Source organism: Streptomyces sp. (assembly GCF_031178505.1).
Lineage (GTDB): Bacteria > Actinomycetota > Actinomycetes > Streptomycetales > Streptomycetaceae > Streptomyces > Streptomyces gulbargensis.
In genome coordinates this window covers 1-14,358 of record NZ_JAPSIW010000090.1, presented here as the reverse complement: position 1 = coordinate 14,358, position 14,358 = coordinate 1, and the positions used below count along the sequence as shown (strand labels likewise).

Below are 14,358 nucleotides of genomic sequence, written 5' to 3'. Positions count from 1 at the left end.
CGCGCACCGAGTACCACCACACGGTGATCTACGAGGCCCATGTGAAGGGCCTGACGATGCTGCACCCGGAGCTGCCGGAGGAACTGCGCGGTACGTACGCGGGCCTCGCGCACCCGGCCGTGATCGGTCATCTGAAGGAGCTGGGCGTGACGGCCCTCGAACTGATGCCGGTGCACCAGTTCGTCAACGACCACCGGCTGGTGGACGCGGGCCTGTCGAACTACTGGGGCTACAACACGATCGGCTTCTTCGCCCCGCACAACGCCTACGCGTCCTGGGGCGACCGGGGCCAGCAGGTGCTGGAGTTCAAGTCGGCGGTCCGCGCGCTGCACCAGGCGGGCATCGAGGTCATCCTCGACGTGGTGTACAACCACACCGCCGAGGGCAACCACCTGGGCCCGACGCTCTCCTTCCGGGGCCTGGACAACTCCTCGTACTACCGGCTCGGTGACGACCCGCGCTACTACTACGACACCACCGGCACCGGCAACTCGCTGCTGATGCGCTCGCCGCACGTCCTTCAAATGATCATGGACAGTCTGCGGTACTGGGTGACCGAGATGCACGTCGACGGCTTCCGCTTCGACCTGGCGGCGACCCTGGCCCGGCAGTTCCACGAGGTGGACCGGCTGTCGTCCTTCTTCGACCTGGTGCAGCAGGATCCGGTGGTGAGCCAGGTCAAGCTGATCGCCGAACCGTGGGACGTGGGCGAGGGCGGCTACCAGGTGGGCAACTTCCCGCCGCTGTGGACGGAGTGGAACGGCAAGTACCGGGACTGCGTCCGGGACCTGTGGCGGGGCGAGCCGCGCACCCTGGCCGAGTTCGCCTCCCGGCTCACCGGCTCCTCCGACCTGTACCAGGACGACGGGCGCCGGCCGCTGGCCTCGGTCAACTTCGTGACCTGCCACGACGGCTTCACCCTGCGCGACCTGGTCTCGTACAACGAGAAGCACAACGAGGCCAACGGCGAGGGCAACCGGGACGGCGAGAGCCACAACCGGTCCTGGAACTGCGGCGCCGAGGGCGAGACGGAGGACGTCGGCATCAACGAGCTGCGGGCCCGGCAGATGCGGAACTTCCTCGCCACGCTGATGCTCTCGCAGGGCGTGCCGATGCTCAGTCACGGCGACGAGTTCGGCCGGACGCAGAGCGGCAACAACAACGCGTACTGCCAGGACAACGAGGTCTCCTGGGTGCGCTGGCCGAAGGGGGACGGCGACGCGGAGGGCACCCTGCTCCGCTTCACCCGGGCGATGGTCCGGCTGCGCCGCGAGCACCCGGTCTTCCGGCGCCGCCGCTTCTTCCACGGCCGGCCGGTGGAGGGCACGCACGACGAGCTCACCGACATCGCCTGGTTCACGCCGGAGGGCGAGGAGATGACCTCCCGGGACTGGCAGGCGGCGCACGCGCAGGCGCTGACGGTCTTCCTCAACGGCCAGGCCATCTCCGAGCCGGGGCCGCAGGGCGAGCGGATCTCCGACGACTCCTTCCTGATGATGTTCAACGCCTCGGCGCAGGAGCTGGAGTTCACCGTCCCGGACAGCCACGGCCGGTACTGGCGGACGGTGGTGGACACCTCCGACCCCGAGGGGATGCCTCCGCAGGAGGGGCCGGAACTCTCGGGAGGGGAGCGGGTGACACTCGCGCCGCTCAGCCTGACGGTGCTGCGGCGCCCTGCCTGACGGAGGGCCGCGGAACACCGGCCCGTACCGACCAGGACAGCACCGCGCAGGCCACGGCCGCCCCCACCGCCACCGCGAAGGCGGCGGGGGCGCCGTGGCCCTCGGCGAGGCGCCCGGACACGGCGAGGGCGAGGGCCTGACCGCCGACGATCCCGCTGGTGAGGAAGGCCATGGACTCGGCGAGCCGGGCGGCGGGCACGGTCCGTTCGGTGAGCCCGAAGACCGTGATGAGGTGCGGCGCGTAGGCGGCACCGAGGACGACGACGACCGCGTACAGGGCGCCGAGCGAGCCGGCGAACAGCAGCGGTACGGAGAGGACGACCAGCGCGGCGGTGGCGGCGCGCCACCGGGTGACCAGGCCGATCCGGTCGGGAACGGCCGCCATGGACAGTCCGACGGCGGCGCTCGTCACGCCCATCGCCGCGTACACGAGCCCCGCCTGGGCGGGAGCGCCGAGCCGCTCGGTGAGGGCCGTGATCCCGGCCTGGGAGGCGCCGAACATGGCGCCCTGGAGGACCATCGTCACCCGGAACGCGTACGCGCTCCGCGGCAGCCGCGTCCGTTCGGCGGCGCCCTTTCGGGTGGTGCGCGCGGCGGGCCCGGGAGCGGTCGCGCGGGCCGAGGGATGCAGGGCGAAGGCCGAGCCGCAGACGGCGAGCAGGACCGCGGCGGCCGACAGCGCGGCCGCCGGGTGGGCGAGCGCGGCGGCGAGGCCCACCAGGGCCGGGCCGAGCACGAACGACACCTCGTCCAGGGTCCCCTCGAAGGAGAGGACCGCGCCGACGGTGCGGTCACCGGCACCGTGGCGGCGGGCGAGGGCCACCGAGCGGGTCCGGGCGAGCGGCCCGACCTGCGGAACGGTGGCCCCGGCGAGCGCGCCGAGGACCATCAGCGCGGCGATGGGGGCCTGCGCGAGCGCGGCGAGGACGAGGGCGGTGACGGCGACCGCGTTGGCGAGGGAGGCGGTGAGGACGATGCCGCGCTGCCCGTGCCGGTCGGCGAGCCGGCCCACCACGGGGCCCGCGACGGTCTGCCCGGCGGCCAGGGCGCCGCCCGCGAGTCCGGCCGTGGCCAGCGAGCCACTGGTCTCCGCGACCAGGAGCAGACTGCCCAGCTGGCACATGGCGGTGGGGAGCCGGCCGAGGAAGGAGAGCGCCGGGAGCACCGGCCCGAGCAGACAGAACGTGTCGCGATACATCCGCAGCATCGGGCGAACCTAACGCGCTTCACCCGATCGGGCGCATGGGGCGATGACACGGAAGCCCCGCCACGGGGTACGTACGTTCGCATGACGCCCAACCCGGTCCGTACCGCCCCGTACACCCCGCCGACCGCCACCTACCGGCTCCAGCTCCAGCCCGGCTTCCCGTTCGCCGCCGCCGAGCGGGCCGTGCCGCACCTGGCCGGGCTCGGCATCTCCCACCTGCACCTCTCCCCCGTCCTTGAGGCCGTGCCCGGCTCCGCCCACGGTTACGACGTCACCGACCACCGGTCCGTCCGGGCCGAGCTCGGCGGCGAGGCCGGGCTGCGGGCTCTCGCGGCGACCGCGCGGGCGCACGGCCTCGGGATCGTCGTGGACCTGGTCCCCAACCACATGGCCGCCTCGCCGGCGCACAACCAGCCGCTGCGCGCGGTGCTCCGGGAGGGCCCGGACTCGCCGTACGCCCGCTGGTTCGACATCGACTGGACGGCGGGCGGCGGGCGGCTGCTGCTGCCGGTGCTGCCGGCCCGGCTGCCGGAGGTCCGGGACCGGATGCGGGTGGAGGGCGGGACGCTGCGCCTGGACGGGCAGGAGTTCCCGCTGCGGGCCGGCACGGAGGAGCTGCCGCTGGAGGAGCTGCTCGACGCCCAGTGGTACCGGCTCTGCTGGTGGCGGCTGGCCCGCACCGAGCTCAACTACCGGCGCTTCTTCACCGTCTCGGACCTGATCGGCGTGCGCGTGGAGGACCCGGTGGTGTTCACGGAGACCCACGCGAAGATCGTGGAGCTGGTGCGGGACGGGGTGATCGACGGCCTGCGCATCGACCACCCGGACGGACTCGCCGACCCCCAGGGTTACCTGGAGGACCTGGCGGAGGCGACCGGCGGGCGGTGCTGGACGGTGGTGGAGAAGATCCTCACCGGTGAGGAGACGCTGCCGGCCGCCTGGCCGGTGGCGGGCACCACCGGGTACGACGCGCTGCGCCGGATCGACGGCGTCTTCACCGACCCCGACGGCGCGGAGGAACTGGCCGCGCTGCACCGGGCGTTCACCGGCAGCACCGGCGATCGGGGCGGGCAGTGGGAGGCGACGGCGCACCGGGCCGCCTACGAGGTGGTGGGGCACGACCTGGCCGCCGAGACGGCCGCGCTGACCCGGCTCGCGGAGCGGATCTGCGCCGCCGATCCGGCGCTGCGGGACCACGCTCCCTGGGCGCTGCGCACCGCGATCCGGGAACTGCTGGTGCGCGTCCCCGTCTACCGGACCTACCGGACCGGCGGCGAGGAGGTCCTGACACCGGAGGCGGCGCGGGGCGCGAAGGCCGCGTTCGCGGTGGCGGAGGAGGCCTCGGCCGTCGACACCGTGCGGGCGCTCGCCCTCGGGACGCTCGGCGACGGGCCGGACCACCGGGCGTTCCGGGCCCGGTTCGCGCAGACCTCCTCCGCCCTGCGGGCCAAGTCGGTGGAGGACAGGGCCTTCTACCGGTACGCGCCGCTGCTCTCGGCCAACGAGGTGGGCGGCGAACCGGGCCTGCCCGCCGTGTCGCCCGAGGAGTTCCACGCCTGGTGCGGGCGGATCGCCCGGGACTGGCCGGACACCGGCACGGTGCTCTCCACGCACGACACCAAACGCAGCGCGGACGTACGGGCCGGGATCGCGGTCCTCGCCCAGTGCCCGGGTGAGTGGGCGTCGCTCCTGGAGGAGGTCTCCGGGGTGCCGGCCCCCGATCCGCACGTGGCGTGGACGGCCTGGCAGACCGCCTTCGGCTTCGGCACGCCGGACCCGGAGCGGCTGACGGCCGCCGTGCTGAAGGCGGTACGGGAGGCGGGCCTGCGGACCAGCTGGACGGAGCCGGACCCGGCCTACGAGCGGGCGGTGGCGGAGTTCGTGGCGGCGGGCCCCGGGCGCATCCCGCTGCGGGCGGCCTCGGAGGCGGCCTTCGCCCTGGAGCCGCACATCAGGGCGCACCGGCTGGGGGCGGCGCTGGCGCAGCTGACGATGCCGGGGGTGCCGGAGCTGTACCAGAACACGGAGCGGGAGTACCGGGCGCTGGTGGACCCCGACAACCGGGAGCCGTTCGCGGCCGGTCCCGACGACGAGAAGACGGCCCTGGTGCGGGCGGCGCTGCGCTTGCGGCGGGAGCGGCCCGAGGTCTTCGGGGCGGCCGGTTCGTACACGCCGCTGACGGCGGAGGGGCCGGCGGCGGCGCACTGTCTGGCCTTCGCCCGTGGCGGGGAGGTCGTCACGGCGGTGACCCGGCTCCCGCTGCGGCTGGCGCGGGCGGGCGGCTGGCAGGACACGGAGCTGGTCCTGCCGGAGGGCCGGTGGGAGGATGTCCTGGACGGCGTCAGGGAGTTCACGGGTGGCGCCGCGTCCGAGACGAAGGCGGCGGAGCTGTTCGCGGAGCGGCCGGTGGCGCTGCTCGCGCGGATCCGCGAGTGAGCGCGCCGGAGACGGACCCGGGGGGGACGGGACCGAGGTCCACGTCCCCCCGGGGCGCCGGTCAGTAGCGGCTGGCCCGCGTGACCTCGCACTTGGTGTACTCGGAGCCGTCGCCGCTGCCGAAGTACGGGGTGGACACCTCGGCGCTCGCGGAGGCGCCCGCCGCGACGGCGATGCCCGACTTGAACGCGGTCGCCGTGGTGGCGCCGCTGCCGGTGAACTTCATCGTGACGCTGTACGTGCGGTCGAGGGAGCCGTCGTTCTTGACGGTGATCCGGCCGACGAGCTCCTTGCGGGACGGCTCGTACCGGCACTTGTCGATCGTCACGTCGCGGGCCGCCTTGTCGGCGGTGCCGCCGGAACCGGGGACGGAACCGCCGGTGCTGCCGCCGGAACCGCTGGAGCCGCTGTCGTCGTGGCTGCCGCTGCCGCCGGAACCGCCGCTGCTGGAGCTGCTGGAGCCGCCGTTGTTGTCGCAGCCTCCGCCGCCGGAACCCCGGGCGCCGGTCAGGGCGACGAGCGCGATGCCGAAGACGGCGAGCGCGCGGACATGACGAATCTTCACGTTTCAATCCCCGTTGAAAGTGGTATGGATATGGGCTCGCTTGACGAGCGCACGTCACCCTAGCAGCGGTGGGCAGGGCCTCGTCCCGGCTCAGCCGCGCGGACGGACGATCAGGCTCCGGGGGGCGCGGGTGATCAGGCCCGCGGGCGTGGGGCGGAACCCGTCGGCCAGACGCAGCCGGGGCATGGCCGTGAACAGCGCCCGCAGGGCGTACTCCGCCTCGAAGCCGGCGAGCAGGACCGCGGGGCAGAAGCCCTTGCCGTACGTGAGCTGGTCGGCGTCGTCGCGCAGCGGGTCGAAGCGGTCGGGCGCGCGGAAGCGCTCCGGGTCGCGGCCCGCCGAACCGATGAGCAGGGCGACGGACGCGCCGGCCGGGAGGACACCGCCGCTGACCGGCACCTCGGCGCGGGTGCGGCGGACCGCGATCTGGACGGGCGGGTCGCGGCGCAGGGACTCGTTCCAGGCGCGGGCGACCAGGCCGGCGGGAGCGTCGCGGAGGGCGGCGGCCTGCTCGGGGTCGGCGAGGACGTTGCCGAGGAAGGAGGCGAGCGCCTTCTCCCGTACGGCGATCTGGCCACCGCACTCGCCCGCGAGCGTCCCGGCGGCCCGGCCCCGCACGAGCCGCATCATGTCCCGGTACGGGATGCCGACGGCGGCGGCGACGGTCCCGGCGGGCAGCCAGTGGCAGAAGTCGGCGACCAGGTCGGCCTGGGCGTGGTCGGCGAGCCGGCGGGCGAGGACGTGCGCGGTGCGCTCGGCGACGGACCGCAGCTCCCCCACGTCGACGTCCACGTGCGCCCGGGCGCAGGGCGGGTCGCCGGGCCGGTGGCCGTGGGTGAAGCGGGCGTCGGTGAGGGCGGTGGCCACGTCGGCGTACCGGCTGAGGACCCAGGCCCGCAGGAGCGGGTCGTAGGTGAGCGGGAACCGTTCGCGCAGGACGCGGTGGACGGGGTGGGGGTCGTGCGCCGCGCCCGGGTCGAACGGGCTGGGGGCGACGGTCCGCGCCTCCGGCGCGGCGGCGGCCGGGGCGGTGGTCCTGACCCGGCCGGGGACCGGGGCGACGGGCCGCGCGGCGGGACGGACCGCCGGGGTCATCGGGGTCAGCCGCCGCCAGGGGTCACCGCCGGCACCCCGTGGGGGGTGGTCCGGCCTGTCGGGGCGGGGGGTTTCGTGCTCCGGTATCCCGTGGTCCGCATCGCGGTTCGGCGCCTCGTTCATCGCGTCCCCTGTCGGTGGGCTGTGGGTACCGCGGCCGACGGACGTGGCACGCGTCTCCCCACCCCATCACCGGCCGGCCGGCGCCGCGCGCCGCGTACCGCCGAACGGATGAAGTGCGGGGGTGGGACGGCGCCCTTCCGCGGGTCAGTCGAGCGAGAGCCGGAACGTCATCTCACCGAAGCCGACCACGTCACCGGCCCGGACCACGACGGCACCGGTCACCCGGCGCCCGTTGACCGTGGTGCCGTTGGTGGAGCCGAGGTCGCGCAGCACCCACATCCCGCTCCGCATCGACAGTTCGGCGTGCAGCCGGGAGGCCGTCTCGTGGCTCAGCCGCAGTCCGTTGACGGGGTCGCGGCCGATGCGCAGCGGGTGCGGGCCGGGGTGGGGCAGCAGCAGCTTCGGCAGCCGCTCGGCCGCCCAGGCCCGCCGCAGCCGCGCCGTGAAGGCCGACACCTTCTCGACCGCCCCGACGACCCGCCGGGTCCACGCGGCCTCACCCCGCAGATCCGCGGTGAGCAGGGCGAGTTCGTCCGGGCCGCGGGCCGCGAGCGCGCGCTCCATCCGGAACAGGAAGGTGTCGTGCGAGAGCCGACCCTGCGCGGCGCCCTCGCGGAGCAGCATCAGCGCCCGGTCCCGCTCGGCGTCGGAGAGCCGAGGGGAGTTCGCCGGGAGCTCGAAAGGGGTCGTCACGGGCCTGATTGTCGGCCCGTCGGCCCCGGAGTGTCCAGAAGGGGCGGTACGGGCGGCCCGGGACGGGGCGGTGCCCGCGGGCGGGCCGGGGGTGCCACGGCGCGGTGCACGCGGGGCGGGGCCGGGCGCGGGGAGGCCCGGCGGTTCGGCGCGAGGGGCCCGCGCACGCGTCCGGTGCCGGGGAAAAGACGTGTCGTCCGCTCCAAGATCGCTGCTACGGTCGGCCGGCTCGACCCGACGCGACCCTGGGGGACCACCCACGTGCCCGACGCACTCGTCATACGCCCGCTCACCGGACCGGAGGAGCTCGGCCTCTTCCTTCGCCTGACCTACACCCTCGACGACGAGCTCGCCGACGACCTCGCCACCGGCCGCCGTGTCCCGCGGTGGATGTGGGTGGCCCTGCGCGGTGAGCGGCTCGTCGGCCGGCTGTCCTGGTGGACGCACAAGGCCGGCGGGGAGCCGTTCACGCTGGACATCTTCGACCTCGACCCGGAGCTCCCGGAGGAGGAGCGCGCCGACATCGGTCTGCGGCTCCTGGAGACGGCGACGGCCGCGGTGATCCCGGCGGGTACGCGCCGCCCCGAGTTCGGGCGGTTCCTGCCGGCCGACTGGCGGGAGGTCCCGGAGACCCGCGCCCGCCTGGAGACGCTGTTCGGCGTCCTGGAGCGGTCGGGGGCCCGCCCGCTGGTGGAGCGGCTGCGCCTGGAGTGGCTGCCGGGGACGCCGGTGGCCGGGCCGACCGGCCGGCTGGCGTTCCGGCCGGTGCGCGACCGGGAGGACCTGGTGGGCCTGATGACCTCCGTGATGGAGGGCACGCTCGACGCGCACGGGCAGGCAGACCTCGCCTCGGGCCTCACCCCGCGCGAGGCGGCGGAGCAGCACTACGACGAGGAGCTCGCGGAGTACGCCTCCCCGCGCGACTGGTGGCGGGTCGCCGAGCTGCCGGGGAGCGGCGAGCCGGTCGGCTTCGTCGTCCCGGCGCGGAACAACTACCACCACACGATCGCGTACATCGGCGTCCTGCCCGCCCACCGGGGGCACGGGTACATCGACGACGTCCTGGCGGAGGGAACCCGCGTCCTGGCCGCCGCCGGCGTGCCCCGCATCCGCGCCGCCACGGACCTCGGCAACGTGCCGATGGCCGCCGCGTTCGCCCGCGCGGGATACGTGGCGTTCCAGCACGCGGTCAACCACGTGTGGGACGCGCCGGGCGCGTCGCCGTCCTGACTGCCAGGATGGGGACGGTAGTCGTTCGCTGATCCGCACTCCGTCGACGAAGGGACCGGCAGGTGCTGTTCGAGGTGTGGGCGCCGCACGCCCGTGACCGGGTGACGCTGGAGCTGAACGGATCCCGCCACGCCCTCGGCCGGGACGCCGAGCGGGACGGCTGGTGGACCGGGGTGGTGCCCGCCGGGGACGCCGACCGGTACGGCTTCGCCCTCGACGGCGGCCCCGTCCTGCCCGACCCGCGCGCCCGGCGGCTGCCCGACGGTCCCGAGGGCCTCGCCGCCGTCGTCGACCACGCGGCCTACGCCTGGCGGCACGAGGCACCGCGCCTGCGGCTGCGCGGCGCCGTCCTCTACGAACTGCACGTCGGCACCTACACCCCGGAGGGAACCCTCGACGCGGCGGCGGATCGCCTCGGCGAGCTGGCGGGCCTCGGCATCACCCATGTGGAGCTGATGCCGCTGTGCCCGTTCCCCGGGGTGCGGGGCTGGGGGTACGACGGGGTGGCGCCGTGGGCCGTCCACGAGCCGTACGGGGGCCCCGAGGCGCTCAAGCGGTTCGTGGACACGGCGCACGGCCTCGGGATGGGCGTCGTCCTCGACGTGGTCCACAACCACCTGGGGCCGTCCGGCAACCATCTCCCCGTCTTCGGGCCCTACTTCACCGACACCCACCACACCCCGTGGGGCGCCGCGGTGAACCTCGACGCGCCGGGATCGGACGAGGTCCGGGCGTACTTCCTGGGCAGCGCGCTCGCCTGGCTGCGGGACTACCGGATCGACGGGCTGCGGCTGGACGCGGTGCACGCGCTCGCCGACACCCGGGCCCTGCACTTCCTGGAGGAGCTGTCGGAGGCGGTCGACGCGCTGGCGAAGGAGCAGGGCCGGCAGCACTTCCTCATCGCCGAGTCCGACCTGTGCGACCCGCGCACCACGGCCCCGCGCACGCTCGGCGGCCTGGGCCTGCACGCCCAGTGGAACGACGACTTCCATCACGCCCTGCACACCGCCCTCACCGGGGAGTCGCAGGGCTACTACGCCGACTTCGCCCGCGCCCCGATGGCGGCGCTCGCCAAGACCCTCACCCACGTCTTCTTCCACGACGGCACCTACTCGGCCTTCCGGGGGCGACACCACGGGCGGCCGGTGGACCGGGAGCGCACCCCAGCCCACCGTTTCCTCGGCTACGCGCAGACCCACGACCAGATCGGCAACCGGGCGGTCGGCGACCGGCTCTCCGCCTCCCTCTCCCCCGGACTGCTGGCCTGCGCGGCGGCGCTGGTGCTGACGGGGCCCTCGGTGCCGATGCTGTTCATGGGCGAGGAGTGGGGGGCGTCCACGCCGTGGCAGTACTTCACCGACCACACCGATCCGGAGCTCGCCGAGGCCGTACGGAAGGGGCGGCGGCGGGAGTTCGCGGCGCACGGCTGGGCCGAGGACGAGGTGCCCGACCCGCAGGACCCGGCGACCCGGGACCGCTCCGTCCTCGACCGCTCCGAGCGCGAGCGGGACCCGCACCGGCGGCTGCTCGCCTGGCACCGGGAGCTGATCGCCCTGCGCCGCACCCTGCCCGACCTGACCGATCCGGATCTGGCCGGTGTGAAGGTGGCCTTCGACGAGGAGGCGCGGTGGCTGGTCTTCCGGCGGGGCGACCTGCGGGTGGCCGTGAACCTGGGCCGTGAGCCGGCCGGGATCCCGCTCGGCTCCGACGGCCGCGACCGGGTGCTCGCCGCCTGGGGCCGGGTGACGGCGCCGGGCGCGGACGGGGTGCTGCGGCTGCCGGGCGAGTCGGCGGTCGTCCTGGCGGACGGCTGACCGGGCCGTCGGGCCCCGGACCGGCCGCCCGGTTCAGCGGCCGTCGGGACCCTGGGCGATGAGGCGTTCCAGGAGTTCCTGGAAGTCGTCGCCCACGACGATCCGCAGGCCGCCCCGGTCCGCGTCGCGTTCGCTGAGCTGGGTCAGCGTGCCGCCCCGCCACCAGAACACGTACGGGCTGATGGCGCCCGGCGTGTCCTCGTACCCGGAGGCCGCGAAGGAGGCCATCGTGCCGAGGGCCGGGATGATGCTGGTGTCCCGGATGGGGTGGAAGGCGAGCTGGTGCCGGAAGGGCAGGGCGACCAGGGCCCCGTGCTCCCCGAGCGGCAGCCCGGTGACCCGCCGGACGACGCCGTCCAGGTCGAGGACGCGGCTCGCGGTGTAGAAGGAGTCGCCGAGGATGACCTCGAAGGAGACGCCGTCGGCGTCCCGGACGGTCTCGTGCTCCTCGACGGGCAGCCCGCGCAGGTTCCGCAGCGCCCGGTCGCGCAGCCGCGCGGGGTCGCCCAGCCGGTCGAGCGCCTCGTCGGTGAGGGTCATGACGCTCTCGGGCAGGTCGAGGGCGAGGACCTCGTACAGACCGGGGGCGAGGCTCCTGGCGTACCCGAAGGTGTCGGGGTCGATGCCCTCGCCGCTGACCACCCGGGGATAGAGCTGGGAGCGGATCTGTTCGGGCGGGAGGGTGTCGAGGGCCGAGGGGCCGTCCATCGCCTTCACCACCAGGCCGATGTGGCGGTGGATCAGCCGCGGCCAGACGCGGGGACCGCGGGGGTCCTGGTGGCAGACGGCGGCGAGGTTGCCGAGGCCGAACTGCCGGCCCCGGTCGTCGGTCACGTGGTCGGCGTAGACGGTGACCTCCAGGCCCAGTTCGGCGAAGGCCGACCGGACGCCGCCCCGGAAGAGGGCGGCCTCGCGCTCGGAGAAGTACGCGAAGCGCGGATCCCTCGGCGCGTCCTCGCCGTCCCGCCTGGGCCCTCGTCGCAGCCACCCCACGCCCGCCCGCCTTCCCTCGCCGTTGGCCACAGGGTAGCGAGTGGGTGTGTCAGCCTCGCAGCCTGCGGGTGAACTCGCCCAGGCGGCCGCCGGGTTCGGCCTGTCCGGCCGGTGCCGCGGGCAGCAGCAGCTCGGTGCGGTGCACGAGCCGGGGGGCGACGAGGGGGACGGTGACGGCGCCGGGCACCCCCTCCGCCACGGGGAGGGGCAGCAGCGCGAGGCCGTGGCCCGCGGCGGAGAGGGCCAGGAGCGCCCGGGGGTCGGAGCCCTCGTAGCGCAGGGCGGCGCGGAAACCCCGCCCGGCGGGCCCGCCGTGGACCGCGCGCAGCCGGTCCAGGGCGATGCCGGCGGCGGGGGCGTCGAGCCAGCGGGCGTCGACCAGGTCGGTGAGGCGCAGTCCGCGGCGGCCGGCCAGCGGATGGCCGGCGGGGAGGACGACGGCGAGCGGCTCCTCGGCCACCCGGGTCGCGGCGAACGGGGCCACGTCGGGCAGGCGGAGCGGGTCGCTGGGAGCCGCGACCCCGTCGACGAGCCCGGCGTCGGCCTCGCCCGTGGCGACGGCGCCGGGCACCCGGTCGCGGTCCAGGGCGCGCAGGGTGACCCCGGTGGCGGGCAGCGCGGCCAGGACGCGCGGGTGCAGGGCGAGCGCCGAGGCGGCGACGGTGAGCGTGGCGCGGGGCGCGGCGGCGAACCGGTCCAGGTCGGCGCGGGCGGCGTCGATCCGGAGCAGCAGCGCCCCGGCGTGTTCGAGGAGCCGTTCGCCGGCCGGGGTCGGGGCGACGGGCCGCCGGGCGAGGAGCGGCAGCCCGAGGTCGGCCTCCAGGGCGGCGATGTGCTGGGAGACGGCGGACTGGGTGTAGCCGAGCTCGCGGGCGGCCCCGGAGAAGGAGGCGAGCCGGGCCACGGTGACGTACGTGCGGAGGAGGTGCGGATCCACGTGCGGTGTCGCCCGGTCCGGTCAGGAGCCGTCGGGGGCGGTGAGGAGGGCGCGGGCGTAGTGGGCGAGGGAACGGTTGTAGCGGGGCAGCAGCGGGGCGAGGGCGCCGAGCGCGAGGGAGGCGGCCTCGCGGTCCCTGCCGGTGTCGGCGAGGGCGAGCGCGAGGAAGGCGTCCACGGCTCCGGCGAGGGCCCGCTCGTCGGCGTCGAGCCGGTCGGCGGGGATGTCCCGCTCGGCGGTGAGGAGTTCGACGCTGCGGTCGGGCCGGCCGAGGTTGCGCAGGCTGCTGGCCAGCTGGATGACGGCCCGCCGCCGGCGCAGCCCGGTGAGGCCCCGGTCCAGGGCCCGCCGGTAGAGGTCGACGGCCTCCTCGGGCAGCCCGGTGGAGTCGTGCGCGGCGCCCTGTTCGAAGAGGGCCGCGGCGTCGTCGCCGGGCCGCTCGGCGGCGAGTTCGGCGATCCGGGCCCGGAAGCCGGCGGGGTCGTGGGCGTCGAACCGCTCCCAGAGGGCGGCGACGCGGCGCTCCCAGTCCTGGTCCGTTCCCCGGCCGGTGCCCCGCTCTGTTCCGTGGGTGCTCATGCGCCTCAGCCTAGCGAGACGGGCATCAGTTCTCCTGATGGCCGGAGCAGAGATCATCGTTGGACGTGAACCACGGCGGCTCCGCAGCATGGAGCGCATGACCCCGCACACCGCTCCCCGGATCGCCCTCGTCGGCGACCGCTCCCCGCACGTCACCTCCCATGTCCGGATCCCCGTGCTCCTCGACGCGCTCGCGGAGCGGGACGGGCTCGCGCTCGACGCGTACTGGATCCCCACGACGGACGCGGAGGCGCCCGGCGCGGTGAAGGGCTTCGACGCCGTGTGGGTGCTGCCCGGAAGCCCGTACGCCAGCGAGGCGGGGGCGCTCGCGGCGATCCGCACCGCCCGCGAGGACGGCATCCCCTTCCTCGGCACCTGCGGCGGCTTCCAGCACGCGCTGCTCGAGTACGCCCGCTCCGTCTGCGGCCTGGAGCGGGCCGCCCACGCCGAGAACGACCCGGCGGCCGGCGAGGACGACCTGGTGATCGCGCCGCTCGCCTGCTCCCTGGTGGGCCACGAGGGCCCGGTCCGGGTCGCCCCGGGCTCCCTGGCCGAACGGGCCCTGGGCGCCGGTCGGACCCAGGAGCGCTACCACTGCGAGTACGGCCCCGACAGCCGCAGGCTCGACGTCCTGCGGGCCCACGGCCTGCGGTTCACGGGCGAGGACGAGGAGGGCGGCGTGCGGATCGCCGAACTGCCCTCCCACCCCTTCTTCCTGGCGACCCTCTTCCAGCCGGAGCTGGCCGGTGACGGCACCCGGCCGCACCCGCTGGTCCGGGCGTTCGCTGAGGCGGCGGCCACGCACGCGCGGGGCGGCCGTTCCTGAGGGCGTGCCGTACGGGGAGGGCGGCGCCGCACGGGGGTCGGCGCCGCGCCCGGAGCCCCGGCGGGGCCCGGACGGCTAGGCCGTGTCTTTTGGATCGGGCCGGATCAGGGAGCGGCGTCTGGCGCCGTGCGTCGCAAGGCGGAGGAGGGAGTCCATGCGGTGGGGGCACCTCCCGGGC

At 75.4% G+C, this 14,358-nt stretch carries 12 protein-coding genes; 5 read left to right on the top strand and 7 right to left on the bottom strand.

Features of this window, described 5'->3' with window-relative positions; genetic code table 11:
• The coding region (glgX, locus tag RIF68_RS09675) for a glycogen debranching protein GlgX (RefSeq protein WP_309050739.1) at window positions 1–1,682 on the top strand (1,682 nt) is incomplete at its 5' end.
• Here glgX and RIF68_RS09670 read toward each other — a convergent pair.
• Window positions 1,651–2,880 (bottom strand): MFS transporter, encoded by a 1,230-nt coding sequence (locus tag RIF68_RS09670; RefSeq protein WP_309050740.1) that lies wholly within the window; start codon window positions 2,878–2,880, stop codon window positions 1,651–1,653. The genes glgX and RIF68_RS09670 overlap by 32 nt on opposite strands.
• 90 nt (window positions 2,881–2,970) lie before the next feature.
• Between RIF68_RS09670 and treY the strand changes: the two genes are divergently transcribed.
• The gene (treY, locus tag RIF68_RS09665; protein ID WP_309050738.1) at window positions 2,971–5,325 is read left to right on the top strand and encodes a malto-oligosyltrehalose synthase; all 2,355 of its coding nucleotides are present in this window, start codon (window positions 2,971–2,973) and stop codon (window positions 5,323–5,325) included.
• Window positions 5,326–5,386: 61 nt separating this feature from the next.
• Here the strand turns inward: treY and RIF68_RS09660 are convergent, their stop codons facing one another.
• The 3 genes from RIF68_RS09660 to RIF68_RS09650 form a co-directional block, all read right to left on the bottom strand.
• The gene (locus RIF68_RS09660; RefSeq protein ID WP_309050737.1) at window positions 5,387–5,890 is read right to left on the bottom strand and encodes a hypothetical protein; all 504 of its coding nucleotides are present in this window, start codon (window positions 5,888–5,890) and stop codon (window positions 5,387–5,389) included.
• Between the two features lie 90 nt (window positions 5,891–5,980).
• Window positions 5,981–6,985, bottom strand: a complete 1,005-nt coding sequence (locus RIF68_RS09655; RefSeq protein ID WP_309050736.1) for a cytochrome P450 — start codon at window positions 6,983–6,985, stop codon at window positions 5,981–5,983.
• A 267-nt stretch (window positions 6,986–7,252) separates the two neighbouring features.
• Complete coding sequence (locus tag RIF68_RS09650) at window positions 7,253–7,801, bottom strand: DUF1707 and FHA domain-containing protein (protein WP_309050735.1); 549 nt, start codon at window positions 7,799–7,801, stop codon at window positions 7,253–7,255.
• Between the two features lie 261 nt (window positions 7,802–8,062).
• Here RIF68_RS09650 and RIF68_RS09645 point away from each other — a divergent pair, with 261 nt between their 5' ends.
• Together RIF68_RS09645 and treZ are read left to right on the top strand one after the other, a co-directional pair.
• The gene (locus RIF68_RS09645; RefSeq protein WP_309050734.1) at window positions 8,063–9,031 is read left to right on the top strand and encodes a GNAT family N-acetyltransferase; all 969 of its coding nucleotides are present in this window, start codon (window positions 8,063–8,065) and stop codon (window positions 9,029–9,031) included.
• Window positions 9,032–9,093: 62 nt separating this feature from the next.
• Window positions 9,094–10,845, top strand: a complete 1,752-nt coding sequence (gene treZ / locus RIF68_RS09640; RefSeq protein WP_309050733.1) for a malto-oligosyltrehalose trehalohydrolase — start codon at window positions 9,094–9,096, stop codon at window positions 10,843–10,845.
• A gap of 33 nt (window positions 10,846–10,878) precedes the next feature.
• On the opposite strand, the gene RIF68_RS09635 is transcribed toward treZ, so the two are convergent.
• The 3 genes from RIF68_RS09635 to RIF68_RS09625 are packed head-to-tail and all read right to left on the bottom strand — an operon-like array spanning window position 10,879 to window position 13,354.
• Window positions 10,879–11,838, bottom strand: a complete 960-nt coding sequence (locus tag RIF68_RS09635; protein WP_309050732.1) for a hypothetical protein — start codon at window positions 11,836–11,838, stop codon at window positions 10,879–10,881.
• Window positions 11,839–11,887: 49 nt separating this feature from the next.
• Window positions 11,888–12,775, bottom strand: a complete 888-nt coding sequence (locus RIF68_RS09630; protein WP_309050731.1) for a LysR family transcriptional regulator — start codon at window positions 12,773–12,775, stop codon at window positions 11,888–11,890.
• A 21-nt stretch (window positions 12,776–12,796) separates the two neighbouring features.
• Window positions 12,797–13,354, bottom strand: a complete 558-nt coding sequence (locus tag RIF68_RS09625; RefSeq protein WP_309050730.1) for a tetratricopeptide repeat protein — start codon at window positions 13,352–13,354, stop codon at window positions 12,797–12,799.
• Between the two features lie 97 nt (window positions 13,355–13,451).
• Between RIF68_RS09625 and RIF68_RS09620 the strand changes: the two genes are divergently transcribed.
• Window positions 13,452–14,180 (top strand): hypothetical protein, encoded by a 729-nt coding sequence (locus tag RIF68_RS09620; protein WP_309050729.1) that lies wholly within the window; start codon window positions 13,452–13,454, stop codon window positions 14,178–14,180.
• The last annotated feature ends 178 nt before the right edge of the window (window positions 14,181–14,358 follow it).